A 25,123-nucleotide genomic window follows, 5' to 3' on the forward strand; every position below is an offset into this window, starting at 1 on the left:
TAGCTATCCATTGTACGCAGGGGCTCGGCGGGATATTGGGCAGTGCACCCTCAGCCCGCCCTCAGCGAACGCTGAGATTGCAGGCTGAGAGCGGGTTGGTATCTTCTCTTCTGGTTTTCTAGTGCCAGCGGGAGGCATCCGGCAGCTGCGAGGACAATCCCGCTTTCGCGGCCTGTTCGTAGGCAGCGGGTAGTGCCGCGATGAGGCGCGCAATATCGGCGCCGGTGGTTGAGTGGCCGAGGGTGAAGCGCTGGGCGCTGCGGGCGGTGTCTTCGTCCATGCCCATTGCCATGAGCACGTGGGAGGGGCGGGTCACCCCGGCGTTGCAGGCGGAGCCGGTGGAGCTGCTGATGCCCTGCATGTCCAGCAGGAAGAGCAGGGTGTCTCCTTCGGCGTTTTCGAAGGTGAAGTGGGCGTTGCCGGGCAGTCGCTTCTGGCCGGGGTATTCTTCGGTGAGCGGGTTTTCGCCGCTCAGGTGCGCCTGCGGGATGAGCGCGCTGATAGCCGCGACGAGTTCGTTACGTAGTGCGGCGATGCGGGCGGATTCCTCGGGGAGGTTCTCGACCGAGTGCACGGCGGCCTCTGCGAATCCTGCGATGGCGGGCGCGTCGATGGTGCCGGAGCGTACGGAGCGTTCCTGGCCTCCTCCGTGCAGGACGGGGGTCATCTGCACGGCACGGGTTGCAACGAGCGCACCAATGCCCATGGGACCGCCAATCTTGTGGCCGGAGATTGCCAGGGTCGCCACCCCGCTGGCGTGGAAGTCGATGGGCACCGCGCCGAATGCCTGCACCGCGTCCGAGTGCACGGGAATACCGTATTCTGCGGCGATGGCGGCGATCTCGGGGATGGGCTGTACGGTACCGACCTCGTTGTTCGCCCACATGACGGTTACGAGCGCGACGTCCTCGGGGTTCTTTTCGATGAGTTCGCGGACGGTCTGCGGGTTGACGCTACCGTGCTCGTCTACAGGGATCCATTCGAGCTGCGCGCCTTCTGCCTTTTCGAGCCATTCGCAGGTTTCTTCCACGGCGTGGTGCTCGATGGAGGAGACGAGAATTCGGGTGCGTTGCGGGTCTTCTTCGCGGCGCTTCCAGTAGATGCCTTTGACGGCGAGGTTGTCCGCTTCGGTGCCGCCGGAGGTGAAAATAACCTCGGCGGGGTCGGCTCCGATGGCGCGGGCGATGCGTTCGCGGGCGTATTCGACGGTGGCGCGGGCGTCGCGTCCTACGGCATGCAGGGAGGAGGGGTTGCCGCCGTTGCGCATCTGTTCGACCATGGCGTCGATGGCGGCGGGCAGTACGTCGGTGGTGGCGGCGTGGTCGAGGTAGACGCGGCCGTTCTGACGGTTGGTTTCTGCGCTCATGGCTCCTCCTGCTGGGTTGTTGGGCGGTTTTCCGCCTCGCTTATTTTATCGCGCTCTATCCGCGCTCTTCTAGGCGTGTTCACCTGCGGCTGGGTCGGCGAGCGCTACTCCCCCGGGACGCTCAAGGGGTGCTCGGGAGCTGCGCGGTACACTTAGGAACGTGTTCAAGATTCTTTTCTATACCCCTGAGATTCCCGGCAATACCGGCAACGCTATCCGTTTGGCGGCGATTACTGGCGCTGAGCTGCACCTGGTGAAGCCGCTGGGCTTTAATTTTGATGATGCGCATCTGCGCCGTGCGGGTCTGGACTATCACGACCTGGCGGTGGTGACGGTGCATGAGACCCTTGAGGATGCGTGGGAGGCTCTGGCTCCGGAGCGTGTTTTTGCGTTCACGACGACTGCTTCGACGTCGTATGCGGATATTGAGTACCGTCCCGGTGACGTGTTCATGTTTGGTCCGGAGTCGGTGGGTCTGCCCGCTGAGGTTCAGCAGGACCCGCATGTGGCTGAGCGCGTCAAGATCCCGATGAAGCCGGGCCGTCGTTCGCTGAACCTGGCTAATTCTGCGTCCATTGCGATTTTTGAGGCATGGCGTCAGAACGGTTTTGAAGGAGGCGCCATCTAGCATGGCTACAGCACACCATAATCTGCCGGAGCACCTGGTTCAGCAGATTCTAGAGACCGCCCCTCCCCTGGCTGAGCAGATTCGCTTGGATCCGCAAAATAGGGAGTTCACGGAGCGGGGCTGGGAGCCGGTCTATTCGGCATCCCCTCATGCTCGTATTGTGGTGATTGGTCAGGCGCCTGGGCGTGCCGCGCAGGAGAGCCGCATCCCGTGGAATGATCCGAGCGGTGTGAAGCTGCGCGAGTGGATGGGCGTGACGGATGAGCAGTTCTATGACCCAGACCTGATTTCGCTGCTACCGATGGATTTCTATTACCCGGGTAAGGGCGCGCACGGCGATAACCCGCCGCGTAAGGATTTCGCGCCGAAGTGGCATCCGCAGCTTCTGGAGCTCATGCCGAACGTTCAGCTGATTCTGCTGGTGGGGGCATACTCTCAGAAGCACTACCTGGATGGTGTGCACGCCCCGAAAGCACAGAAGAACCTGACGGAGACGGTTCGTGCGTGGGAATCTTATCTTCCGAAGTTTCTGCCGCTGGTGCATCCTTCGCCGCTGAATTTTAGGTGGCAGGCGAAGAACCCGTGGTTCGAGCAGGAGGTTGTCCCGGCTTTGCAGAAGCGCGTGGGTGAGGTTCTCGAGGGCCTCTAACCTGCCCCTAATCTGCAACGCCAATACAGTTTGCTGTACTAACGAAAGAAAGCTCCCACCCCGCGTATGGGGTGGGAGCTTCTTTGTGTACGCCATGTTGCGCTCTTGCGGAACGCTAGAGACAGCTGAGCGGGTGGTTCCCAACCGTATTTCTACCTGTTCAGAGGCAGAGTGCGTTTTACTTCTGGCTGTCGGCGTCGCCCAGGGTCACGGTGATGTCATGGGTGGAGGAGCCGCGCTTGACCTTCAGCTTCAGATCAGAGCCTGCCGCTGCGGCACGTACGGTACCGTTGAGCTCTTCGCTCTTGGTCACGGCGTGACCGTCGGCTTCGATTACGACGTCGCCGGATCGCAGGCCTGCCTTCGCGGCGGGGCTGTTAGATTCTACCGAGGCAATTTCAACGCCACCGGGGATGAGCTTGGACGAGCCCGAACCGGTGTCCGCGGGGCTGTTCTTCACGCTCGCACCCAGGTAGCCGTGGGTTGCCTTGCCCTTGGCGATGATTTCGGAGGAGATGCGCTTGGCGTAGTTGGAGGTAATGGAGAACGCCATACCGTCGGCGGTGCCACCGTCCTGGCTTGCCTGGCCCTGCGCGTTGATGCCGACCAGTTCGCCCTTGAGGTTCACCAGCGGGCCGCCGGAGTTACCGTGGTTGATGGGAGCGTCAACCTGAACCATGGGGATGTAGTTCTGGCCCTTCGCATCGGCAGGCTGCACGCGGTTTGCGTTTGAGACCACGCCGGAGGTTACCGATTCGCTACGACGATACGGCGCGCCGAGGGCAACCACTACCTCGCCGGAGACCAGCTTGGAGGAGTCACCCCAGGTGATGGGCTGCAGGTCCAGGCCGGAGGGGTTAATCTTCAGGACCGCCAGGTCAGCGGCAGAGTCCAGGCCCACTACGGTTGCGGTGCGTACGGTGCCGTCGCTCAGGCGTACCTCAATGGTGGATGCTTCTCTGGAAGATTCGAGGGTGACCACGTGGTGGTTGGTGAGGATGTGGCCTTCCTTGTCGAGGATAACGCCACTACCGCCGCCGGAGGAGGAGCCGTTCGAAGCAACGATGGTCACGGTAGAGGGCAGGACCTTCTTCGCGGTTTCTGCTACGCCTGCCACGGTGGAGGAGTTGCTGATATTGGAGCTCACGGAGCCGCGCGAGGAAGCGCTGGAGGAGCTGTTGTTTGATGCTGCGATGCCGCCTCCGACGCCCGCGCCGACGCCGCCACCGACGAGGGCTGCGAGCAGAGCTGCGGTGAGCACAACACCGGCGCCGTAACGCTTGTTGTTATCGGTGTTCTGGGGTGCAGACTGCGCCGAAGCGACCTGAGCGGCAGCGGCCTGGGGGTAGGTGTAGCCGGGAGAAGCATATGCTTGCGGGTATGCGTTCTGATTCTGCTGGTAGCCTGCCTGTCCGTTCACGTTCTGCAGGGGACGGGTTACATCCGTGACGCCGTCATTGCCGCCGTAAGACCATCCGTTGTTTTGAGTCATGAGTTCTCCTAGAGTCGTGCGTATGCGTCACCCTGGGCGCACGCTATCTTTCTACTGTAGAGGGTGTTTCATGGCGTTCTATATCTTTTCGCTGTTGGTTATCGGGGAGTTCCCTGGGAATTTTCCTCGCACCCTTTCATCGGCAACTGATTCGCTGGTCTGAGATGCCCTGCGATTTACCCGGCAGCTAGTTTATTTTGGGGCTTTGTTCGCTATTTTTCGTCACTCTCAGGTTTCTCTTTTAAAGCGCCCAGTTTTTCTCCACGGTTTACACAGTCTGACGCTTCTTGGTACACAGCTTGAACACAGGGTTGCTCCGTAATGTTGAAGACACATAGAGCCGAGAACAAAGGCAAAGGACAAAGGCAAAGGAGAAACCCATGATGATCGGAACCCTGATTTTCTGTGCAATCTTGGCAAGCTCCATCGGTATTGGTGCGGGTATTGTGGCGTGTTGCTCGGGAATGGTGTACCGCCGTCATCGTGCGGAAAAGGCCTCCGAGCTGACTCAGCAGATGGCTACCCACGCACTGACTGCCGGTAGGTAGCGTATAGAGTTTGATAGTTTTCCTGGGCGGGAGATGAGAGCCCTGCACCGGGAGGGGCGAGAATCCCCAGTATGTCCGAAGGGTCGGTGTGAGGACCGGCCCGGGTGTGATAGTGAGTTGAGTGATGATTGATGCGGCGTGAGCCCCTACATGAGGGCGCACGCCGCATCGTCTTTTAACCTTGGCGCAGATGCGGGAAGCGCTGGTGGAGAGCGCCCGGTCCCCCGGCTACTTCCCTTTTAGTATGCGGTAAGGCAACGGCGTTGCGAGCACCCGGGATTTAGCTGGGTTATGGTGAAGTCATGAGGATTATTTCTGCTGTTTTCGCTCTAGTGGGTGCGCTACCGGTCATGCCTGCGGCGGTGGCATCTTCTTTGGATGGCGCTACCCGCCTGTATGCGTTGCTTATATTTGTTCTAATCTGCGCGGCGGTAGCGTTTTTCGCGTCGTTGAGCCCTTCGCGCCGTCGTGCGCGTGAGATTAGGCGGCAGGTACTGCAACAGCAACAGAACCAGGCGATGAATCAGCAGGTACCACCTCAGCAGGAGCCTTCACAGCAAGTACCCCCTCAGCAGGTTCCTTCGCAACCAGTACAGGGCGCGGTGAGCTACCCGATGCACTACCAGCCGAAGCCGGCACAGCCCGGTAATAGTGCTCAGCAGGCTCAGCAGAGTCAGCAGATTCAGGCGACCTCGCCTCAGCCTCCTCAGCAGCCGGTGGCGGCGCCTCAGCCTCCTCAGCAACCGGTGGCTGCACCTTCGCCGTTGGAGCCAATGCAGGTAGGTGGCGAGTCTAGTTCTTCAACCGCGCAAAATCATTCAGCAGAAACCCATTCAGCAGAAAGTCAGGAGCAACAGAGCATGCCCCAGAACACCCCGGCGCAGCCTGAAAAGCGCCCGCAACAGGAGGCCGCCCAGCAGACTCCCAAGAGTAACCCGGCACCCTCCGACCCATTCTCTTTGAGCACCAACTTCAAGCTCATTCCCCCTCTAGAGAACGCACAGCGCAGCCGCTACCCCATGGTGCTTTCTGCCAGTAAATCTGAGGATGAGGTCTTTGCGTTGCCGTCGATTAGCGGTGTGCCGCAGCATCTGTTGGTCGGCACGCAGGAGAATCATGTTCCGCTGAATCAGCGTCAGCGCTGGGAGCAGGTCAGGATCCTGGAGAACTACCTCATGCGTGCGGTCATGAACCTGCAGACGCTGGAGCGTGCGCAGGTTTCCCCGCTACACAGCTTCAAGGAGACTGCCCAGGCTGACCGCGCGGTGCTTGCCGCCGAGCTGGAAGAGACGATTCGGAAGTCTCGACTGAAGCTGAGCGGGGCGTTGGAGTTCTACACGTCCCTTCCTCGTCTGGCGGAGGCTCCGGGCTCTTTCGCTTTTGCCCGCGATCATGCGCTCTCGCTGAGCGCCGCCGTCATCAGCCTGACGGAGGAGTGCTTTGAGCGTACCTTCCGTTGGCGTCTGCTGGAGGATACTCTCCCGGATTCTTTGAGCGACCGCCTGTACGCGGTGCGTTATCTGCGTGAGAGTGCCCAGAAGCTGGCGGCTTTTGTGGAGCTGAGCGAGTTTGACCGCGCTATGCAGCTTGCCGAGACCTGGAAGAAGACGGCCCGTAAGGATTCAAAGATTGATGAGGGCAAGCTCTGGAATGAGATGACCGAAGTCGCCTGTGACGTTCTGCCCGAGTTGCGAGAGCGGGCATTGAAGGGCGTGCAGTCTACGTTGGAGTTTAGCGAGCTCTTCTACCGTTCCGGCGATGATGGTACGCACCGTATGCTCCGCCCTGAGCAGCTGAGCGAGTTTGAGCTCAAGGGCGTGCAGTCCACGCTGGAAGAGCGCCTGGAGAAGGTGCGTCTTGAGCTTCAGGATGCGGAGTTCTGCGCTGCGGTCTTGAGCTTGCAGGCGAACGCTGTCATTGAGCTTCTGGAGGAGCTTCTGCAGGTTGAGCAGGAGGGCGTTCTGGCGGAGGTTGTGACCGATTTGCGGGCGCTTGCTCATGACTCGCCCGACCTTGCCGAGCAGCCTATCCAGACGTTGATGTTCAGCCGCGAACAGTACGCCCCCGATGGAGAGGATTTGCCGACCATTGGCGAGCGCATCCGTTCTCTCTCGAGTGTTCCCGAGGTTCTGGCGTTCGTTCACTACGAGGGACCAGTGCTTCTGACGGGCGTCTCGGATCCGTATAAGGCGTTTTCCGGGGAAGGCTCCTTCGAAGGTCTGCTTTCGGAAGAGATGAAGTTATCTCCCATGCCGCTGTCGGTATTGCGTACCCATTCGCGACTTCTGCAGCAGGTGCTTCGCCTGCAGAATCTGCGGTTGAAGCTGGCGTGGGTGAGTAGCTGTAGCGGCTACATGCCTTTGAGCCTGGTTGAGAGGTATTACGTCGGTCCCTCTGCCGGGGATGAGGATTTGAAGGAGCTGACCGAAAATATTGAGGCGCTCGCGGAGCTTCTGGAGGCTCGCGCTAGCTCCCGGGAGTATAGGGGCCGTGACGTGCCGGTCCCGCGAATCCTGTGGTCACAGATGCGGAAGCAGGCAGAACGCAGTTCTAGGTTGCTGAATACGGTGCAGTTCTTGGGCTGGATGTTCGCCTCGTCGTCGCGGGTGCAGGTGGTGAACGGCATAGCACAGAGTATCCACGATGTTGACGCCGCGGAGGTAGTGGAGCATCTGATGAGCAATCTGAAGATTGCGCGTCGGCGCTAATTGACTGAATAACCGGTGAGCCGGGGTCTGGCATGAGGCTGGACCCCGGCTTTCCTGTATACCGGCTTTCCTGTATAAAGCCTGGGAAGTCGGTAAACGGGTGGCAAACAGCGGCGCAATATTCTCGTATCTGTGCCGTTGTGCCCCTGTGCCACCGCTACACTAATAATGTGACCAGCACTAAGGTGTGCGATGAACAAGCACGCCGTGAAGTGCCGGTCCGTTCATACTTCACGACAACGGAGGAAAGACCATGACCGAGCACGCCTTTGCGCGTCAGATTCGTCCCGCACGCCCTCGCCTGCGCACTATCTTGGGTGCCACAGTGCTGGCGGCAGGTCTTTCTTGTGCACCGGTGGTTTTGCCGGCTGGTTCTGCATTTTTGAGCACGTCGGCGCAGGCTGCTGACCCGATGCAGATTACGGGCACCACCGTGTATGATTCCACGAACTCTTTGGGTGATACCGCTACCCTGAAGTCTAAGATTTCGGCTCTGTCGAAGAAGCACAACGTGGATTTGCACGTGGTGGTTATCGATAAGTTTGAGAACCCGTCTACTTCTTCGAGCTGGACGAAGGCGCTGGCTACCAAGAACAACTGGGGTTCTGCCGATGTGGTGCTGGTGATTGCTACTGAGACTCGCCAGGCGTATTTCTTGGCGGGTAGCACGAAGACCCTGTCGAGCGATCAGCAGACGAAGGTGTACCAGAACTACATCAAGCCGAAGCTGCAGAATAGCGATTATTCGGGTGCGGCTCTTGCCGCGGTTGAGGGTATCGAGGCTCAGAAGGGCGGTAGCTCTTCTGGCGTGGTGACCGGTGTGCTCGGTGTGGGTGCGGCAGCGACTGTTGGTGCCGGCGGTTACGCGATGTACCGCCGCCGCAAGAAGAAGAACGCTCAGCAGCAGCCGCAGCGTTCCTACGGCGCGCCTCGTAACTACTCCCCCATTCCCGAGGTTCCGCTGGAGGAGCTGCGTACCCGCGCCGGTAGCGCCCTGCTGCAGGCTGATACCACGATGAGCCATGCGAAGCAGGAGCTGGAGTTTGCGCGTGCCCAGTACACTGACCAGCAGGTCGCCGAGTTCGCTCAGGAGATTGCGCGCGCTGAGGATCTGATGCGTAAGTCCTTCCAGCGTCAGCAGCTTCTGACCGATAGCATCCCGGATACTGAGGCTGAGCAGCGTGCCTGGTTGACTGAGATTATTGATAACTCTCAGGAAGTCACCCGCATTGCTCAGGAGCAGGACGCTAAGCTGGCTCAGTTGCGCAACCTGGAGCAGGAGGCACCGCAGGCTATTGAGGCTCTGGCTCAGCGTCTGCCGCAGTTGCGTGCCTCGGTGGAGGAGATTGCCGCCCAGTACCGCGCATTGAAGGAACGTTACCTGCCCAGCGCCTTGGAGCCCATTTCGAAGACTCCCACCCTGTTGGACTCGAACATGGTGCTGTGCGCTGCTGAGGTTGAGAAGGCTCAGGCTACCGTTGCTACTGCCCGTTCGGAGGCGGTTGCTCACCTGCGCACCGCTGAGGAAGCCGCCTCGCAGATTCAGGCGCTGGGTGCGGCAGTGAATACCCGCGCGCAGGAGCTGGAGCAGGCTCAGCTGGGTCTGAGCACCGACCTGCTGAGCATTCAGCGTGACGTGGCTGAGGCGAAGAGCCTCGCGGCGTCTCAGCGTCGCGATGATTTGGGTGCGGTCGCCGCCGGTATGGAGGCGGTGCTCAACCAGGTCAACCAGAGCGCTTCGGCTCGCCCGAATGATCCGCTGACTCTGGCGAACCAGTTGCGTCAGCTCTCCGCTGAGCTGGATAAGGCAATGACGAATATGCGTGCTACCCGCGAGCGTTCTCGCGCGGCTTCGCAGAACCTGGATCGTACGATGCGTTCCGCATACGCTGCGGTGAACGGCGCGCGTAGCTACATCAATAACCGCCGCGCCGCGGTGGGTCCGATGACTTTGACCGCTGTCTCTGAGGCGGAGCGTCACCTGGGTCAGGCTCAGCGCCTGGCTTCTTCGGATCCGCTGAACGCCATGAAGGAAGCCAACATGGCGATTCAGAAGGCGACCGACGCGCAGAACCGCGCTCAGAGCGAGGTCGGCAACTACTACAACAACCAGAACGACCGCGGCGGTAGCGGCTTCGGTGGAGACCTGGCGAAGGGCCTGCTGCTGGGCGCTCTGATGACCGCTATTAACTCCGGCACGAGTAGCTGGGGTAGCAGCGGTGGCCACAGCAGTGGCGGTAGTAGCGGCGGCAGCTGGGGCGGCGGCTTCAGCGGAGGCGGCGATTGGGGTAGCGGCGGCGGTGACGGCGGCAGCTTCTAACCCCCTCCACTAACGTTCCTGCCGGTCGGTTTCTGTAGGTTTTTCTACAGTCTGACCGGCGGGGTGCGTAGCCTTACCTCACCGCTTTCTTCCCCAGTCGGAAAGCACCCGAGGCAATTTACCAAAAGTTTAGGTTGCAGAAATCAGGCGTGCATCATTTTCACAGCATGCACCCAGAAATCTGCCACATAATTAGTTATACGGGCACGGCTCACGAGGAGCGTAGTGCTCCCCCGCAGCCCGTGAACAGAAAGTAGGAGATTATGGCTAAGCAGACCATCTTCGGCCGTATTGCACAGCTCGCTAAGGCAAACATCAACGCTCTGATTGATGCAGCTGAGGACCCGGAGAAGATGCTGGACCAGATGGTTCGTGACTACACCAACAACATCCGCGAGGCGGAGGCTGCAGTAGCACAGACCATCGGCAACCTGCGACTGCTCGAAAAGGACCACGCTGAGGACGTCAAGACCGCTCAGGAGTGGGGCACCAAGGCTCTGGCAGCTTCTAACAAGGCTGATGAGTTCCGCGCAGCTGGCGACGTTGCCAACGCTGACAAGTTCGACAACCTCGCCAAGATTGCGCTGAACAAGCAGCTGCTGGCTGAGAAGGCTGCACAGGCTGTTGAGCCTCAGCTGGCTTCTCAGACTCAGGTTGTCAACCAGCTCAAGGACGGCCTGGAGAAGATGCGCTCCAAGCTTGAAGAGGTCAAGTACAAGCGCGATGAGCTGACCGCCCGTCAGAAGACCGCAGCAGCTCAGACCCAGGTGAACGACGCTCTGAAGGCGTTCGACGTTCTGGACCCGACCAGCGAGATGAGCCGCTTCGAAGAGAAGGTTCGCCGCGAAGAGGCACGCGTCATCGGTCAGCAGGAGCTGGCAGCTTCCTCCCTGGACGCTCAGTTCAACACCCTGGACCAGATGGAGCGCGACACCGAGCTGGACGCTCGCCTGGCAGCTCTGAAGGCAAAGAACGCTCCGGCAGCTCCGGAGCCCCTGGCCGTGGAATACCCCACCCAGACCCTCTAAGCCTAGGACCTTCTAAGCCTGGTCTAGCGTTGAGCTAAACCTATAAAGATCCGCCCCGTTCCTGAACCTCAGGAACGGGGCGGTTCTTTTTGCGTTAAGGGGTGCGAGCCTAGTTCGCGTAAATGTACAGGTAGCCTGCCATTGCGTCGCGGGTGATGGCTGCCGAGGAGGTCGAGCCGGTACCGATGCCGTTGGAGGCAGCCCATGCCAGGGCCTGGGACGCGTAGCCGCCCTGAGCCTGTGCCGGGGAGCCGGCCGCACGGTACATGAACTCAGCCATGGTGGACTCGGTGACGGCCTCCAGGGGGCGGAAGTCGCTACCGCTGATGCCCTGCTGGCTCAGCCAGTAAATCTCCTTGTACGCGGGGTGGTTGGTCGGAACGTCGCTGAACGGCGAAACAGCCGGTGCGTTCACTGCGGGGCGACCAGCCACGCGGTACAGGTAGGTTGCCAGCTGCGCACGGTTGACCGATGCGTTCGGGCGGAAGGTGCCGTCCGCGAAGCCGAGCATGATGCGGTGGTCAGAGTTCCAGCTGATCTCGTTGTAGTTCGGGTTCGAGTCGGACAGGTCGCTGTAGCCCAGTGCGGGGGTCTTGCCGGCGAAGTCCAGGGAGGACGCCAGGATGTGCGGCAGGTCGTAGTCGTGGTGGCTGAAGCCGTCAATCAGCTTCACGCGGGCGTCAGAGAAGCCTGCGCCAAGGTATGCGTTGTAGCCGGACTCGACGGCGCCTCGTGCGCTCCAGGTGACGGGGTAGGTGTTACCGGAGGTGTCCTTCGCGCCAACCCACCAGTACATCGGGGATGCCTTGGTGGTTGCGTCAGCGTCCACGGAGCCGTCGGAATCGCCACCGGCGACCATGATGGAGCCGCCGCCGTTACGCCAGGAGGTGTTGTGGTCGGTCAGCTCGTAGGTGATGAACTCAGCGCCACCGGAGTAGCCCATGGTCCACACCTGGGAAGCGTCCAGGTTGTTCTCGCTGACGAAGGACTTCGCGAAGGAACGGAAGTACTCGCCGTTAGCGTCCAGGTCTTCCCACCAGGTGATGCCGGCACCGGATGCGTTGGTATCCGGGGAAATGACCGGCACGAAGACCATGTTGCGGGCGTTAGCAATCTTACCCATTGCCGCGAGCATGCCCTCGTCGGGGGTGTAGACCTTGGACTCGTCACGCTGCCAGTAGTCACCGTCGAAGTAGAAGACCACGCCGACGGGCTTGGAGTAGTCCAGGTTGTTCGCGTACACGTGGTACTGCGAGGTGGTGCCCGCCGGGGAGGTGTAGCTCTGGTAGGTTGCGGAGCTCATGGTGCGGGCGCGCTGGGTGCTCTGCTGCTTCTGCTCAGACTTCTGTTCGGTCTTCTGCTCAGCCTTCTGCTCGACCTTGGGAGCGGCGGTTGCCTTGCCCTTGGAGAGCGAGTTGCTCAGAATCTGCGAGAAGTTGTAGTCGAAGTGGCCCGAGCCGTTCAGAACGGTCGCGGAAGCATTGGTGTAGCCAGCAGCCAGGTAGGCGTCGTAGCCGCCCTCAACGGCGCCTCGTGCACTCCAGGTCTGCGGGTAGGTCTCACCGGTACCGTCGTTCGAGTTTGCGTACCAGAACATGGGCTGGGACTTCAGCGCAGCCGAGGGGGTACCCTCGTCCAGGCCGCCGCCAGCGACCATAATGGAGCCGCCACCATTGCGCCAGGTCTGGGGCTTGGTGTTCAGCTCGTAGGTGATGAACTCAGCGCCACCGGAGTAGCCCATGGTCCACACGTTGGAGGAGTCCACGCCGTTAGCCGCGATGAAGGAGGAAGCGAAGGAACGGAAGAACTCGCCGTTACGCTCCATGTCTTCCCACCAGCTCACGCCAGCATCGTAACGGTTGGTGTCCGGGGAGATGACAGGCACGAAGAGCATGTTCTGTGCCGCTGCGGATGCAGCCATCTGAGCCAGTTCACCGGAGGGGTCGTAGACCTTGGACTGGTCGTTACGCCAGTAGTCGCCGTCGAAGTAGAAGACCACACCAACGGGCTTGGAGAAGTCCACACCCTCAGCGTAAACGTGGTACTGCGAAGTAGTACCAGCCGGGGAGGTGTACGACAGGAAAGTCTGGTTGGTGCGGGTTGCCGCCACACCGGATGCCGACTGAGCATCCTGTGCGGTCTGCGCGGGCTGAGCGGAAGGCTGTGCAGCCTGGGTAGTCTGTGCCGCCTGTGCGGACTGGAAGGTAGCCGAGGGAGCAGCCTGCTGGGTTGCCTGTGCGGGCTGAACAGCCTGTGCAGTGTAAGTCTTCTGGATGGGCTGAACCGCGGTCGTTGCGGGAGCCTGTTGCGCCTGCTTTACCTGTTCAGCCTGCTGACGGATCTGCACAGCAACCTGAGAGAGGGTCGGCTGCACGGTGGAGGTGAACAGAGACTTCGGAGCCTGGGTTGCGGTAGCTGCGCCGGGGATGTCCTGAACGACGGGTGCAAAAGCGGAAGCGGGTGCTACCAGGGTGCTACCGAGCACGGAGGGTACAGCGATGGCTGCGAGAGAGCCAGCCTTAATAGTGCGGGGGCGAAGTGCCATGGGGTTGTCCTCGTTGTTGGTGTTTCTGGGGCGTGAACGCCCGTGAGTGGTTGAGTGATAGGTGGCCTATAGGTGAGAAGCCTATAGGCGGTCGGCCCGCGGATGTGACGCCGCACGAGACGCTTCCATCAACCATCCCCATGTGTGTTGCGGGGATGTCCTCATGTGATGGAGGGGTGCGGTGTGGATCCGGAGAGCTACGCGGCGGACCGCGGTGACCACGTACTCAAAGCTACCAGGTCAAAAAGCCTTTTCCAGCGGTTTTTTGGGGCTATTTTTGGGTATCGAACAAGATTCAATCTTAACAAGAGCTTTTTCTAAGCTTCTAGTTTAACTTGAATCACCCTCAAGTAGAGGTTGAATGGGCTATTTTTCCTTGATTTTCCGGGGTTTTTGAGCGTTTTTTGAAAGAGTTTCAAAAAACTCTACAATTAACTTGAATGTTTCGTATGTGATTACAATCACTTTCAGAGTGAATTGTTGCACTCGAAGCCCAATTTTTGCCAAAAACCGCGGAATTCCGGGGCAAAACGGGTGATTTCCAAGCCCGGAATATAGGCACCTTTCGCATATTCCACTTTGAGAATGCACTTTGAGGCAAAAACAGCCCCCTCGCCACTCCCCCACCCAGGCATCCTATCGGACCCCTCATCACGCTCTTGAGACCCGCCCCAGAGCCCCCTTCAGGACCCCTTTCAGATCCCCTTTCAAGGAGCTCAAAAGCAGCGTCTCAAGAAGGCGTAACCACCCTCCAGCAACCGCTCGGAAGTGACTCCACCACCCCCATGGGCACACCCGCTTGAAGCCCCGATAGACGGACTGAGGAATACCTCGAAAGACGCATCGGGAGACGTTCCGAAACCAGTCCAGGGTACTTTCACGACGGTTCTATGAAATTCCGTGAGGAGGTTTCAAGAGGGGTTTCGAGAGGCCGAAAGATCCACCTCAAGCACCCCGGAAGGGGCAGCAGGCTGCCCCCCCCCCATCAGTCTCCCCGAAGCACCGCCCCGACAAGGTTCAGAAGACCCCCTCCGCAGATTACAGAAGGCAGGAGATACGGAGAGGCAGGAGATATAAAGAAAGCCGCCCAGCAGGCGGCAGAAAGGTAGCACAAGAAGAAGAAAAGTAGGCGGCAAATGAAGACAGGTCGCCGACAGGAAAGGTGCAGGAAGGTGGCGAAAGAAGGCAGACCGGCGGTCGGAAGGTGACGGGAGGACAGCAGAAGGAGACAGGTCGGCGGGAGTACGGGTTTTAGGGAATAAAAAAACTCCCGATAGCTAAGCTATCGGGAGTTATCCGTTGCGGGGACAGGATTTGAACCTGCGACCTGAACATTCTGAAAGTTGCCCCTACTAATCTTGCATCGTTGTATCATAGCAGTGCGGGTAACTTTCTGTTACCTGAATATGTTCAGATTCTGAGAGCTTGGAGAAGTCGTGGTCACCGTTGACCTTGACACCCGTGTTGAAGAGGTTGAGGAAGCTGTTTGTCCTCACATCACCTCGAAGTTCCTGTGCGCCCCTGGGTGCCCGACGGGTGGCATTGCATGCTTCACTGCCCAGTGTGCTAACGGCTGCGGCATCTCTGTTGGCTGCAAGTGGTTAGTAGCTTTGTCGCAGCAGTCGGCCCTGGAGGGAAGGCATCCTAGGCCTTACCTCCAGGGCCGTTTTCTTTGAAAGGTAGGCCATGCCAGCTATATCGGTAACTGATTTGTCGGTTGGGTACAAGAATTCCCCAGTAGTGAGCGGCATTAACTTGCAGCTAAATACTGGCAGGATAATCTGCCTCCTTGGACCAAATGGGGCAGGTAAAACCACCTTAATGAAAACGCTCCTTGGTCGGATAAAACCAGTAAGTGGCCACATTAGATACGATCAGACAGACATTAGCGAAATGTCAGCTGCAATCGACCATCCAAGCTACTTTCCGTATCTGAGCGGTAAACAAAATGTACAGGTCGTCGCGGCATTCTGGGGTCTGGATGTTGATCCTGAGTCGGCCTTGGATAGTGTGGGCATCGTCCGCGCTGCCCACGGGCGGAAAGCCAAGGACTACTCGACCGGCATGAAGGAACGGCTGGAGCTTTGTCTTGCTTTATTATCTAGACCAAGATTTTTGTTCCTTGATGAGCCACAGAATGGTTTGGATCCAGATGGCATGATCTCCTTGTCTGCGACGCTTCGTCGTTATCGGGACGAAGGGAACTGCGTTGTAATATCAACGCACCTCCTCCATGAGATTCAAGGCGTCCCGGATGAGTGTGTCGTAGTTCGTAACGGCAAAGCTTTGCATATCCCCGACCTCAACGGCGTGAATCTCGCGGACCTATATCACCGGGGGTAGGACCATGCGAATTACTTCAGCTATCCGTGCTTTGCTTACTTACTATTGGAACATCTGGTATTTTCTCGCGGCTATCTTGGGCTCAATGGCGTCACTATTCCTCGGTGCATGGATTTCAAGTGAGGCAAGCGGAACTCCAATAACAGGGGGATACAGCTTCTTCTTTACTGGAACGCAGCCACTAATTTCCCTCGCATTACTCTTTATACTTGATGCTAGGGTTTCCAAGGTCCACTACGGGGGTTTGCCTCAGCAGGTATACATTGCCTGGTTGCCTAGCGTCCTACGCACCATCTGTCGAACACTTTCAATAGTTCTTGTAAACCTACTTAGTGTGCTGCTATTCGATCTAACAATGGTTTTGTCTGGTTCGAAAATGCACTCTGGGCTAGCAACCCTGCTTTGCTTTCTTACCTTCCAAAGTATACTAATTGCTCTGATCTACTCGACATTAGAAAGTCTCTCAAAACCTCCGACTGCCGCGGTAATTTCAGGTGTTCTTCTGTACTTCTGGATAGTGCTACCCGGTAACCTAGCTGACAATGCTACCCCATACATATCAAACGCCCTCCACTCCGTAGGGCTGAATCTCAATGGTACCGCAATCTCGTTCGTAGATATCCAGGAGCAATCAAATTTCGGTTTCTCTGCGCTTATCCCGGTACCAATCCTAATTATTACCTATGTTCTTGTGGCTAGGTTTCGAAGTAAAGGAGCAGTAAGAAAATGAAGTCTTTGTGTTCTATCGAGCGAATTGCAATCATTCGTTGGGTCACGATCGCTTATCTCGGTGCACTAGTTCTTCCGCTGCTGTTTCTCCGTTATGGAAATACCATTGCCGTAGCGCAATCCGCGTTACTCATCATGCTCCCAATTGCCACGGCAGGTCTAGCTTTGTCGCATGCTAAGGTCCCTGCCTCGTACGTCTCGTTTAGTATTCACGATAAAGTTCTGCTCCGGTTCATTGCTAAATCGCTGCTTCTCGCACAAGTAGTTAACCTTTGTTTGAGTCTGCTTTATGTCTCTATCATTGGCGAGCTTGTTAATGAGCGACTGTCGAGTCATACTGCTTTAGTACTTGTTTTCTCTTCGGTTGTGCTAACTCTGGCCTGTTTTGCGCTTCGGCTTTGGACTACTTCATTAGTTTCATGGATTGTTATCATCTTTTTTGTGGTGGCAGGTCTTCCGATTAGCACAGGTGATTTTGCGAACTCACCGATCTTGTTTGCTGTCGTTCCCACGACTTGGATTTTAAAAGGCGCCACCTTTGGCTCCTATATATTTTCTACCGGGTTTCTGTTGGCTGCGATAAGTTCGGGGTTTTTACTAACGTCGGTGAAACGTGCATAGCTATACTTCACTTGGAAAAGCGTATGTGAGGATAGCTGCACTTCCAACGGATAGGTTTCCAAGTGACGGCAAAGCGAAGTCAGCGTTTGCTAAACTGTTCTATCGAATCCCAGTTTGAGATCGGTCCTTGCAAGTTCCACACCTTCGTTTTATTCCGCTATCACGAAGGCTATTTCCGGCTCTTCCGAGTTGAGTGTGGGTGACCAGGTATTGGTCGGGGGTTGTGGGTAGAGGTCGAGGTCCTTGATGATGAGCGGACTTCTACCACCGCGATCTTCAAAGGACCTCCTGTTGACTTCTTACCGTGACGGATCATGGGGCAGCCACACACAGAGCACGATGCAGTATTCACAGGAACGAGGCAAACACGACCAACTGAAAGAGTGACTTTCCCGCACCAGAAAGCCGAAAAGTCACCCAACCAGCAACACGTAGTGTCCTATAACCCAGAAAGAAAGCTCTCCCTGGAAGCCACTGAGGCTTCCAGGGAGAGCAGTCAGAGAGTGCGAAAGACGAATACACCGCTATCAAGCGTGAGGCGGCCGATGGGGGAGTCGTAGGTGGCGAGCGCCGGATCAGAATTGCTCGGGGTGATCGCGGTAGGCATACGCCCACACTGTCACGGCGACAGTCACAGCGCGAGTCCACGCGTCACGGACAGCGTCCAGTTCTGCGCCCTCGAAGCCCTCCGCCAGGAGACGGTGCCCGACCTCCACAGTCGGCGCGATGAAGGCGAGCACGTAGCGCAGAGGCACGAATGGCGTCGAGTCCGCCCCATCCGCCGCGTTCTTCGCCGCGGTCATGTGTCGAGCTCCGATCAGGTACTGGTAGTCCAACCACGCCTGATCCCGCTCGCGCGTGCACATGTCGATGATCCACTGGGCGAATCGGGGCTTTGACGCCTGCGCGTACTCGGGGTTCGGCTGTCCATCCGGATGCGCGGAATGTGCTGCCAGGTAGGTCTTTTGAGCCAAAATCCCGCGCCACGTGTCGACCATTTCCATGGCATGCGGCGCCAGGATGGGTTCTGCTCGCGCGAGCAGCTCTGCGTCACCGGGCTGGACGTGCGCGGCGGCCTCAATCTGGCGTAGATCCTCGAGTGTGAGCGGAGACGTGGGGACGGCATCGGTGCCGTAGGTGTACCCCGACGAGTGGTCGTAAGCGGTCATGCGAACCCCCTTGAACTTATGCGTCAATTGTAGAACGTGCTCTTGCTCAGGTCAAGTCCTGTGGAGTGGTGTAATCGTTTTGTGTCCTTCGGAGTGGGTTATGCGCTGAGTTGGAGTGGGGGTTCCTCCTGTTGGGTGGGTTGGGGTGTGAGTCGTGATTTGGTGAGGATGTCGAGGCTGAGGTAGCGTCGGCCTTCGGCCCATTCGTCGTTTTGTTCGGCTAGGACGGCTCCGACCAGGCGGATGATGGCCTGGCGGTTGGGGAAGATCCCCACGGAGTCGGTGCGTCGGCGGATTTCGCGGTTGAGGCGCTCATTGGGGTTGTTGGACCAGATCTGGGTCCATACCCCGGTGGGGAAGGACGCGAAGGCGAGGACGTCTGCCCTGGCTTGATCGAGGTGATCACACACAGCGGGGAGCTTGTCGTGCACGTAGTCCAAGAGTCGGTCGTATTGAGCGTTGACTGAGGCGGCGTCGGGTTGGTCGTACACCGAGTGCAGCATCGCTTTGACGGCGGGCCATAGCGCTTTGGGGGTGATGGACATGAGATTCGCGGCGTAGTGGGTGCGGCATCGTTGCCAGGTGGCTCCGGGTAGGTTCGCTGCGATGGCTTCGACCAGGCCCAGAGAGCCTGTCAATTTTTCTGTGTATGGGGGTTAGAGGTAGGGGGTGATTCGGTCGGGGTAGGCGGTGGTGAGTTGGGCGAGGGCTTGTTTCCAGTTGGTGGTGGTGCGTCCTTGGATGAGGCGTGTGGGGGCTGTTCGTTTGTTGGCGGGTTTGCCTGCGTCTGTGAGGCGCTGGGTGGCTCGTTTGTCTTCGATGTTGCAAATTCCCAGCCACAGGAGTTTGATGGCGGCTTCTTCGCTGGGGAAATGCCCGCGGTTCTTGGTGATTTTACGTAGCTGGTAGTTCAACGATTCGATAGCGTTGGTGGTGTACACGACGCGGCGCAGCATGGGCGGGAACGCCAGGAATGGCGTGAAGCGCTGCCAAGCACGCTGCCAGGTCGCAACCGTTTGGGGGTAGCGTGCTCCCAGGTCGCTGGCCGCAAACTCTTCCAGCGCCGCTCGGGCGGTTTCTTCGTTGGGCGCGCTGTACACGCTCTTGAGAGCGGCTGCGACGGCCTTGCGGTCCTTGTAGGACACGAAACGCATGGACGCGCGGATTAAGTGAACGACGCAGGTTTGGACCATGGACTGGGGCCAGGTCGCTTCGATGGCTTCGGGCAGGCCAGCAAGTCCGTCGCAGCACACGATCAGGACATCGCGCACGCCCCGGTTGGCCAGCTCGGCGCATACGTGGGCCCAAAAAGCCGCTCCTTCATCGGCTTGGACCCAGATGCCCAGCACATGCTTGACGCCCTCCATGTCCACTCCCACCGCCAAGTGAGCGGCCCGGTTCTCCACGGTGTGATCGCGTCGGATTTTGATGCGGATCGCGTCCAGGTAGATCACCGGGTAGAACGCTTCTAGGGGGCGGTGCTGCCACTCCAGCACGGCGTCGCACACCGCGTCAGTGATCGTGGAAATCGTCCCGGCACTGACCTCCACGCCGATGGTGGAAGCCAGGTGATGACGGATATCGCGCACTGTCATTCCCCCGGCATACAAGCTGATAATCATCGCATCCAAGCCATCAAGGCGCCGCTGTCCTTTGCGTACCAGGCGTGGGGTGAAAGAGCCTGCCCGATCCCGGGGAACCTCGATCTCAAAGGCTCCCACCTCCGACATCACGGTCTTCTTCGTCGTGCCGTTCCTCGTGTTCGAGCGCGCCTGCGTGCTGGCTTGGCCCTTCTCATACCCCAAGTGCTCAGAAAGCTCAGCGGCAAGCCCGCGCTCCAAAGCCTCCTTCAGCAACGCGGGCAACAACCCCTGGCTGCCCGTCATCTCGACCTCGCCAGCATCAAGACGCTCAAACAACGCATCCAACGCCCCCGAGCGACGCAGCTCCTCCACAGCCTCACGCCCACTAGCGCCAGACACAACAACATCATCATCATTCATCATGCATCAATCCTTTCAAACAAAAAGACGGATACACAGACAATTGAACACGCCCGGCCCAGATGGGCGTCACTGGTCACCAGGCGCACGCCGGTGAGGCCTCGGGCGACCAGGTCGGCGAAGAACTCGTTCCACGCCGGGCCGGTCTCGCTGGTGGATACGCGCACCCCCAGTACTTCGCGGTGTCCGTCATTGTTGACTCCGGTGGCAACCAGGACCGCGCACGAGACGACGCGTCCTCCTTCGCGCACCTTCATGGTCAGTGCGTCAGCGGCGACGAACGTGAAAGGCCCAGCGTCGTCGAGGGGGCGATGGCGGAACTCGTCCACGTGTTCGTCCAGGTCGGCTGCCATACGTGAGACCTGGGACTTCGATAGTCCTGTGATCCCCAGGGTTTTGACGAGCTTGTCCATGCGGCGTGTGGATACTCCCGCTAAGTAGCAGTCAGCAACCACTGTGATCAAGGCGTTTTCGGAGCGTTTGCGGCGCTGCAACAGCCACTCTGGAAAGTAGGTGCCTGAGCGTAGCTTGGGGATCGCCACGTCAATGGTGCCGACCCTGGTATCCAGGGGCCGGTAGCGATACCCATTGCGCTGGGCCTGACGCTGCGGGTCTTGTTGGCCCCACTGGGCCCCGCACACGGTGTCAGCGTCCGCTGATAACAACGCGTTGATCACGTGCTGGAGCAGGGAACGCATCAAATCTGGGGACGCCTGGGATAACGCCTCGCCAAGCAGGCCAGCAGGGTCGATAATATGAGGAGCGGTCATCGTTGTGCCTCCAAATCATTTCGAGTCAGAAGTAGAAGAGCTTTCTCGAAGGATCACACGGTGACCGCACCCATCACAAGCAACGGGCCGATCACCACACGGTTACACCACTATGCGGGACGCTACTCTTTCACCGCTTAGTTACCGCCTGTTTGAGGCTAAGCGGTATATCGAAAACGTTGGTATATCAGTCAAAACATGGTGTGTTGCCGCCTCTACCGCCTAATTTCTAAAAAGTGTACACGCGAGTGTTCATCTTCCTACATATGCGTGTGTATATATAAAAGTTTTCGGTTTTAGGCGGTGAAGGCGGTAAAGGGTTGGGATTCGGTTGAGATACGAGGGAAAATGCTATACCGCTTTTGCATTTTCAGGCGGTAAACAGCCGGTATCAACGCCGATTAGGCGGTGAAAATCCTCCTCTGCAACCTCCCTCCCACGAGATCATGCACGAGCGAAGATAGTCATACGCCCCGAAGGGGCGTTGGATGATAGTCCTCGATGTTGGGTGATAGTCCCCCCTCCCCCCACCTCGACGACGGGCCTGAGTTTGGCTGAAAGGTAGGGAATAACATAGGGATTCGGTCTCGTCAGGGCAAAACAAAACCCGGTATCTCAGCGACTTTTCGTTGAGATACCGGGTTTTTCTGGTTGCGGGGACAGGATTTGAACCTGCGACCTCCGGGTTATGAGCCCGGCGAGCTACCGAACTGCTCCACCCCGCGGCGACTCATACAACTATACAGACCCCAAACCGGGCATGCAAGCCAAAAACGCGATTTGTAACCAAGCACACAAAAATAGGGGCTGTTGGGTAGAAAGCAGTTGGGTAGGAATAGGGGCTACGGGGCAGTGCCAGGGGTAGAACATACAGGAACGGGGTGGAAGTGAATCACTCCCACCCCGTTCCCGCAGAGATGTTCCCGCAGAGACCGCTAGAGCTAGTCGGTAGGAGCCGTATCCAGTGCAGGCCCCGGATCTAGAGCGAGGACGCTAGACCCGTGGACATCCGATCCCTGAGCATCCGGTATGCGCTACTCCCCCGCTGTCTCTTAGGCTTAGCGAGAAGCCGAGGCGCTGGGCTTAGCGCTAGCCGCTGCGCTCGGAGCCGCCGAGGCACTGGGCGCTGCTGATGCAGAAGCCTTAGCGGACGCCGCGTTCTGCGCCTCCTCAGCCTCCAGCGCCTTCTTCACGGCTGCCTCCAGGCGCTTCTGAGCCTCACCGTAGGCAGCCCAGTCGCCCTTCTTCATCGCCGCGTCAGCATCGGTCATTGCCTTCGACGCATCCGTCAGAGCCTGCTTCAGCTCCGAAGACTGCGAAGCCGACGAGCTACCGGTCGAAGCGCCCGAAGTACCCGAGGAACCAGAGGCAGACGCCGAAGGAGCCGGCGAAGCCGTAGCCGAGCCGTCCAGCTTCGCACCCGAAGAGCCACCAAACACCTGGTTCAGCGCCTCCTCCAGAGTCGGAGCGAAACCAACCTTATCGCCGAAGCTCACCAGCACACGCTGCAGACGCGGATACTTAGCGTCACCGCTCGACTGCACGTACACCGGCTGAACGTACAGCATGCCGCCGCCCACCGGCAGAGTCAGCATATTGCCGTTAATAACCTCAGACGAGCCACGGCGCAGCAGGTTCAGCTGGTTCGACACCTCAGCATCAGAGTTGAAAATATTCTGAGCCTGGCCGGGGCCGGGAACCACCGAAGAACGCGGCAACTCCAGCAGGCGCAGCTTGCCGTAATCGGGGCTACGCTCGCCATCCTTACCGGTACCGGCATCACCATTAGCGGCAAGGAAGCCGTACATCACGTTACGAGAGTTCGAATCGCTCTGCTGAGGAATGAACGTGGTTGTCAACGAGAAGTGCGCGCGAGAATCGCCGGGCATCTGCAGGGACAGGTAGTAGGGCGAAATCGGCTGGTTACGATCATTCGTCGGGTCGTTCGGAATCGACCAGACATCGTCACCGGCGTAGAAGCTATTCGCGTTCGTCACATGGTACTTATTCAGCATGGTGCGCTGAATATTGAACATATCAGTCGGGTAACGCACGTGGCTCATCAGCGAAGCGTTCATCTCACGGTAGCTCTTCACCGTGCCAGGGAAAACGCCCTGCCACGCCTTCAGCACCGGATCCTCCTCATCCCACGCGTACAGGGTCACCGAACCGTCGTACGCGTCCACGGTGGCCTTCACCGAGTTACGGATGTAGTTCACCGAGTTAGAACGCTGAGCACCCGCCGCGGTTGCCGCGTCCTGGGAGCTACCCTGCGCGTAGGGGAACTGGTCACTCGTGGTGTAAGCATCCACAATCCACTGCACGCGGTTATTCACAATCGCCGGGTACGGCTTAGAATCCACGCTCAGGTACGGCGCCACCTTACGCACACGATCCAGCGGGTTGCGTTCGTACAGAATCTGCGAACCCTCACGCACCGCATCCGACAGCAGAATGTCAGAGGACTGGAACTTAATCGCGTAGGACAGGCGAGCCAGCAGCGAATCAACGCGAGGACCACCGTAACCGGTGAAGGTGTACTTCGCATCGGAGGCGTTGGTTTCCTCAGCAGAGAGCGGACGGTCCAGCTCCAGGGTGTCGCCCTTACCGCCCACAATCGAGTACTCCGGCGAGCTCATGCCAAAGTAAATACGCGGCTCGTAATCCTCGCTCAGGGTACCGGTCGCCTTAATGCCGGACTGCAAGAACTTCGGGTTACCCGCAGAATCCACCTGGTTACCATAGGCGGCAATCACACCGTAACCGTGGGTGTACACCACGTGGCGGTTATACCAAGAATCGCCGCTGGTCTGCGCCGGGTTCAGCTCACGAGCCGCCAGCACCGTATCCTGCGTGGTGTTACCCACCGAATAGCGGTCCACCGACAGCTGCGAATCAAAACGGTAGTACGGGCGGAACTGCTGCATCTGCGCAAACGCCGAGGACACAACATTCGGATCCAACAGACGAATATTCGCAATGGTCGCGCTCGAAGAGCTCAACGCACCCGCACGAGTATCAATCGTCGCGTCATACGGGGTGGTCTCAATCTTGTCCAAACCGTACGCGTAACGGGTCGCATCAATATTGCGCTGGATGAACTTCGACTGAGCACCCTGCTCATTCGGAACCACCTGGAAACGCTGAACAATCCACGGGTACAGACCGCCAGCAACCAGAGCAACAACCACCAGCATCGCGGTGCTAATCAGCGGCAGACGCCAACGATTCATCGACGCCGCCACCACAAACATGACAGCCACCAGCAGAGCAGAAATCGCCAAAATAGCGTTCACCGGAATCGACGAATTCACGTCCGTGTACATTGCGCCAGCCCAGCGGCCCACCTGCTGCTGAGTCGACGAATAGCGGTCCAACCAGAAGCTCACCGCACGAGTCAGCAAAAACACAGCCACCACAATCGCAGCGTGACGGCGGAATGCCGACGTGGTACTCACACCACCGGGCTGCACCTTAATACCGCCGTAGAAGTAGTGCATGAACAGGCCCGCGAGCGCCGACAGCACCACAGCGGAGGTCACCAGAGTCACCACCATGCGGAAGAACGGCAACGCAAACAGGAAGAAGCCGTAATCCAGACCGAACTCCGGGTCAGTCTTACCGAAGGACTGCTGGTTGAAGAACAGCGCAACGGTGCTCCACTGAGTCATCGTCGCCGAAGCAATAAACAGACCCAACAGTAGCGGAACCACAATCAGCAGAACCTTACGCGCCTTATCCACGCTCTCGTGGTAGCGGCGCATGCTCTCCTCAGCACGCTGCTGACCAAACACATCACGCAGCATCTGCTCGGCAGCATCCGTGCCGCTCGTCGGCACGCTCTGATTCGGGTTCGGCGCCTCCTGCGGCTCCTTCTCGGACGCCGGCGCCACATCAGCATGACGGACCGCGTAGGACATCGAAGCCCACAGCGGCACAGCAATCACCACAGCAGCCACCACAAAAACGGCTGCCTTCAACAAAATCTGGGTAGTGAACACGGTGCTATAACCCAGCTGATCAAACCACAGCCAGTCCGTGTACACCTGGGACGCACCCACAAAAGCAGCAATGAGCACCGCCACCACAGCAATCGTCACCCTCAGGGGACTACGACGCTTAGGCGTTGACTTCTTCGGCTTGGGATGCGCGGTGTTATTGGTCGACTCAGACACAATTCCTCGCTCATCATACGTTCAGAGAA

General features: G+C 58.6%; 15 protein-coding genes, 1 tRNA gene and 2 pseudogenes. 9 read left to right on the forward strand and 9 right to left on the reverse strand.

Annotated elements, in window-relative coordinates:
* Positions 1-118: 118 nt before the first annotated feature.
* Complete coding sequence (locus tag HMPREF2682_RS03660) at positions 119-1,366, reverse strand: cysteine desulfurase family protein (protein WP_005505352.1); 1,248 nt, start codon at positions 1,364-1,366, stop codon at positions 119-121.
* Between the two features lie 160 nt (positions 1,367-1,526).
* On the opposite strand from HMPREF2682_RS03660, the gene HMPREF2682_RS03665 reads away from it, so the two are divergent.
* Positions 1,527-1,994 carry a tRNA (cytidine(34)-2'-O)-methyltransferase gene (locus HMPREF2682_RS03665; RefSeq protein WP_070831526.1) on the forward strand — a complete coding sequence of 156 codons (468 nt, stop codon included), beginning with the start codon at positions 1,527-1,529 and terminating at the stop codon, positions 1,992-1,994.
* Position 1,995: 1 nt separating this feature from the next.
* Positions 1,996-2,643: a uracil-DNA glycosylase family protein gene (locus HMPREF2682_RS03670; protein WP_070831529.1), complete on the forward strand. Its 648-nt coding sequence runs from the start codon at positions 1,996-1,998 to the stop codon at positions 2,641-2,643.
* A 178-nt stretch (positions 2,644-2,821) separates the two neighbouring features.
* On the opposite strand, the gene HMPREF2682_RS03675 is transcribed toward HMPREF2682_RS03670, so the two are convergent.
* A complete protein-coding gene (locus tag HMPREF2682_RS03675; protein WP_070831532.1) occupies positions 2,822-4,135 on the reverse strand; it encodes a S1C family serine protease in 1,314 nt (437 codons plus the stop codon).
* 380 nt (positions 4,136-4,515) lie between these two features.
* Between HMPREF2682_RS03675 and HMPREF2682_RS09460 the strand changes: the two genes are divergently transcribed.
* From HMPREF2682_RS09460 to HMPREF2682_RS03690, 4 genes are all read left to right on the forward strand, one after another.
* A complete protein-coding gene (locus HMPREF2682_RS09460) occupies positions 4,516-4,683 on the forward strand; it encodes a hypothetical protein (protein WP_168165097.1) in 168 nt (55 codons plus the stop codon).
* A 302-nt stretch (positions 4,684-4,985) separates the two neighbouring features.
* Positions 4,986-7,391, forward strand: coding sequence for a non-ribosomal peptide synthetase subunit (locus HMPREF2682_RS03680; RefSeq protein WP_070831534.1), 2,406 nt, complete (start codon positions 4,986-4,988; stop codon positions 7,389-7,391).
* 253 nt (positions 7,392-7,644) lie between these two features.
* On the forward strand, positions 7,645-9,711 hold the full coding sequence (locus HMPREF2682_RS03685; RefSeq protein WP_070831537.1) for a TPM domain-containing protein: 2,067 nt from the start codon (positions 7,645-7,647) through the stop codon (positions 9,709-9,711).
* A 263-nt stretch (positions 9,712-9,974) separates the two neighbouring features.
* Positions 9,975-10,739, forward strand: a complete 765-nt coding sequence (locus tag HMPREF2682_RS03690) for a PspA/IM30 family protein (RefSeq protein WP_070831539.1) — start codon at positions 9,975-9,977, stop codon at positions 10,737-10,739.
* Positions 10,740-10,848: 109 nt separating this feature from the next.
* On the opposite strand, the gene HMPREF2682_RS03695 is transcribed toward HMPREF2682_RS03690, so the two are convergent.
* The gene (locus HMPREF2682_RS03695; protein WP_070831541.1) at positions 10,849-13,284 is read right to left on the reverse strand and encodes an S-layer homology domain-containing protein; all 2,436 of its coding nucleotides are present in this window, start codon (positions 13,282-13,284) and stop codon (positions 10,849-10,851) included.
* A 1,436-nt stretch (positions 13,285-14,720) separates the two neighbouring features.
* On the opposite strand from HMPREF2682_RS03695, the gene HMPREF2682_RS09640 reads away from it, so the two are divergent.
* The 3 genes from HMPREF2682_RS09640 (at position 14,721) to HMPREF2682_RS03705 (ending at position 16,977) form a co-directional block, all read left to right on the forward strand.
* A complete protein-coding gene (locus HMPREF2682_RS09640; RefSeq protein WP_005505332.1) occupies positions 14,721-14,960 on the forward strand; it encodes a gallidermin/nisin family lantibiotic in 240 nt (79 codons plus the stop codon).
* 64 nt (positions 14,961-15,024) lie between these two features.
* On the forward strand, positions 15,025-15,627 hold the full coding sequence (locus HMPREF2682_RS03700) for an ABC transporter ATP-binding protein (RefSeq protein ID WP_239663304.1): 603 nt from the start codon (positions 15,025-15,027) through the stop codon (positions 15,625-15,627).
* 726 nt (positions 15,628-16,353) lie between these two features.
* Positions 16,354-16,977 carry a hypothetical protein gene (locus tag HMPREF2682_RS03705; protein WP_005505326.1) on the forward strand — a complete coding sequence of 208 codons (624 nt, stop codon included), beginning with the start codon at positions 16,354-16,356 and terminating at the stop codon, positions 16,975-16,977.
* Positions 16,978-17,552: 575 nt separating this feature from the next.
* Here HMPREF2682_RS03705 and HMPREF2682_RS03710 read toward each other — a convergent pair.
* The 6 genes and pseudogenes from HMPREF2682_RS03710 to HMPREF2682_RS03735 form a co-directional block, all read right to left on the reverse strand.
* The gene (locus tag HMPREF2682_RS03710) at positions 17,553-18,146 is read right to left on the reverse strand and encodes a protoglobin domain-containing protein (RefSeq protein WP_005505324.1); all 594 of its coding nucleotides are present in this window, start codon (positions 18,144-18,146) and stop codon (positions 17,553-17,555) included.
* A 98-nt stretch (positions 18,147-18,244) separates the two neighbouring features.
* Positions 18,245-18,769 (reverse strand): annotated as a pseudogene (locus tag HMPREF2682_RS03715) (transposase); the annotation flags it as partial.
* Between the two features lie 33 nt (positions 18,770-18,802).
* Positions 18,803-20,152, reverse strand: a complete 1,350-nt coding sequence (locus tag HMPREF2682_RS03720) for an IS256 family transposase (protein WP_049341892.1) — start codon at positions 20,150-20,152, stop codon at positions 18,803-18,805.
* A gap of 53 nt (positions 20,153-20,205) precedes the next feature.
* Positions 20,206-20,919, reverse strand: a pseudogene (locus HMPREF2682_RS03725) (IS256 family transposase); the annotation flags it as partial.
* Positions 20,920-21,567: 648 nt separating this feature from the next.
* A tRNA-Met gene (locus tag HMPREF2682_RS03730) sits at positions 21,568-21,644 on the reverse strand.
* Positions 21,645-21,977: 333 nt separating this feature from the next.
* Positions 21,978-25,094, reverse strand: coding sequence for a UPF0182 family membrane protein (locus tag HMPREF2682_RS03735; protein WP_070831544.1), 3,117 nt, complete (start codon positions 25,092-25,094; stop codon positions 21,978-21,980).
* Positions 25,095-25,123: the final 29 nt, after the last annotated feature.

The sequence above is a fragment of the Rothia sp. HMSC061D12 genome, assembly GCF_001836735.1.
Taxonomy (GTDB): domain Bacteria; phylum Actinomycetota; class Actinomycetes; order Actinomycetales; family Micrococcaceae; genus Rothia.

Excerpts from the sequence above, each read along its gene's own strand:
- HMPREF2682_RS03680 (WP_070831534.1), top strand. The coding sequence starts at position 4,986 with ATGAGGATTATTTCTGCTGTTTTCGCTCTAGTGGGTGCGCTACCGGTC.
- HMPREF2682_RS03675 (WP_070831532.1), bottom strand. The coding sequence starts at position 4,135 with ATGACTCAAAACAACGGATGGTCTTACGGCGGCAATGACGGCGTCACG.
- HMPREF2682_RS03685 (WP_070831537.1), top strand. The coding sequence starts at position 7,645 with ATGACCGAGCACGCCTTTGCGCGTCAGATTCGTCCCGCACGCCCTCGC.
- HMPREF2682_RS03670 (WP_070831529.1), top strand. The coding sequence starts at position 1,996 with ATGGCTACAGCACACCATAATCTGCCGGAGCACCTGGTTCAGCAGATT.
- HMPREF2682_RS03695 (WP_070831541.1), bottom strand. The coding sequence starts at position 13,284 with ATGGCACTTCGCCCCCGCACTATTAAGGCTGGCTCTCTCGCAGCCATC.
- HMPREF2682_RS09460 (WP_168165097.1), top strand. The coding sequence starts at position 4,516 with ATGATGATCGGAACCCTGATTTTCTGTGCAATCTTGGCAAGCTCCATC.
- HMPREF2682_RS03710 (WP_005505324.1), bottom strand. The coding sequence starts at position 18,146 with ATGACCGCTTACGACCACTCGTCGGGGTACACCTACGGCACCGATGCC.
- HMPREF2682_RS03705 (WP_005505326.1), top strand. The coding sequence starts at position 16,354 with ATGAAGTCTTTGTGTTCTATCGAGCGAATTGCAATCATTCGTTGGGTC.
- HMPREF2682_RS03660 (WP_005505352.1), bottom strand. The coding sequence starts at position 1,366 with ATGAGCGCAGAAACCAACCGTCAGAACGGCCGCGTCTACCTCGACCAC.
- HMPREF2682_RS03720 (WP_049341892.1), bottom strand. The coding sequence starts at position 20,152 with ATGATGAATGATGATGATGTTGTTGTGTCTGGCGCTAGTGGGCGTGAG.
- HMPREF2682_RS03690 (WP_070831539.1), top strand. The coding sequence starts at position 9,975 with ATGGCTAAGCAGACCATCTTCGGCCGTATTGCACAGCTCGCTAAGGCA.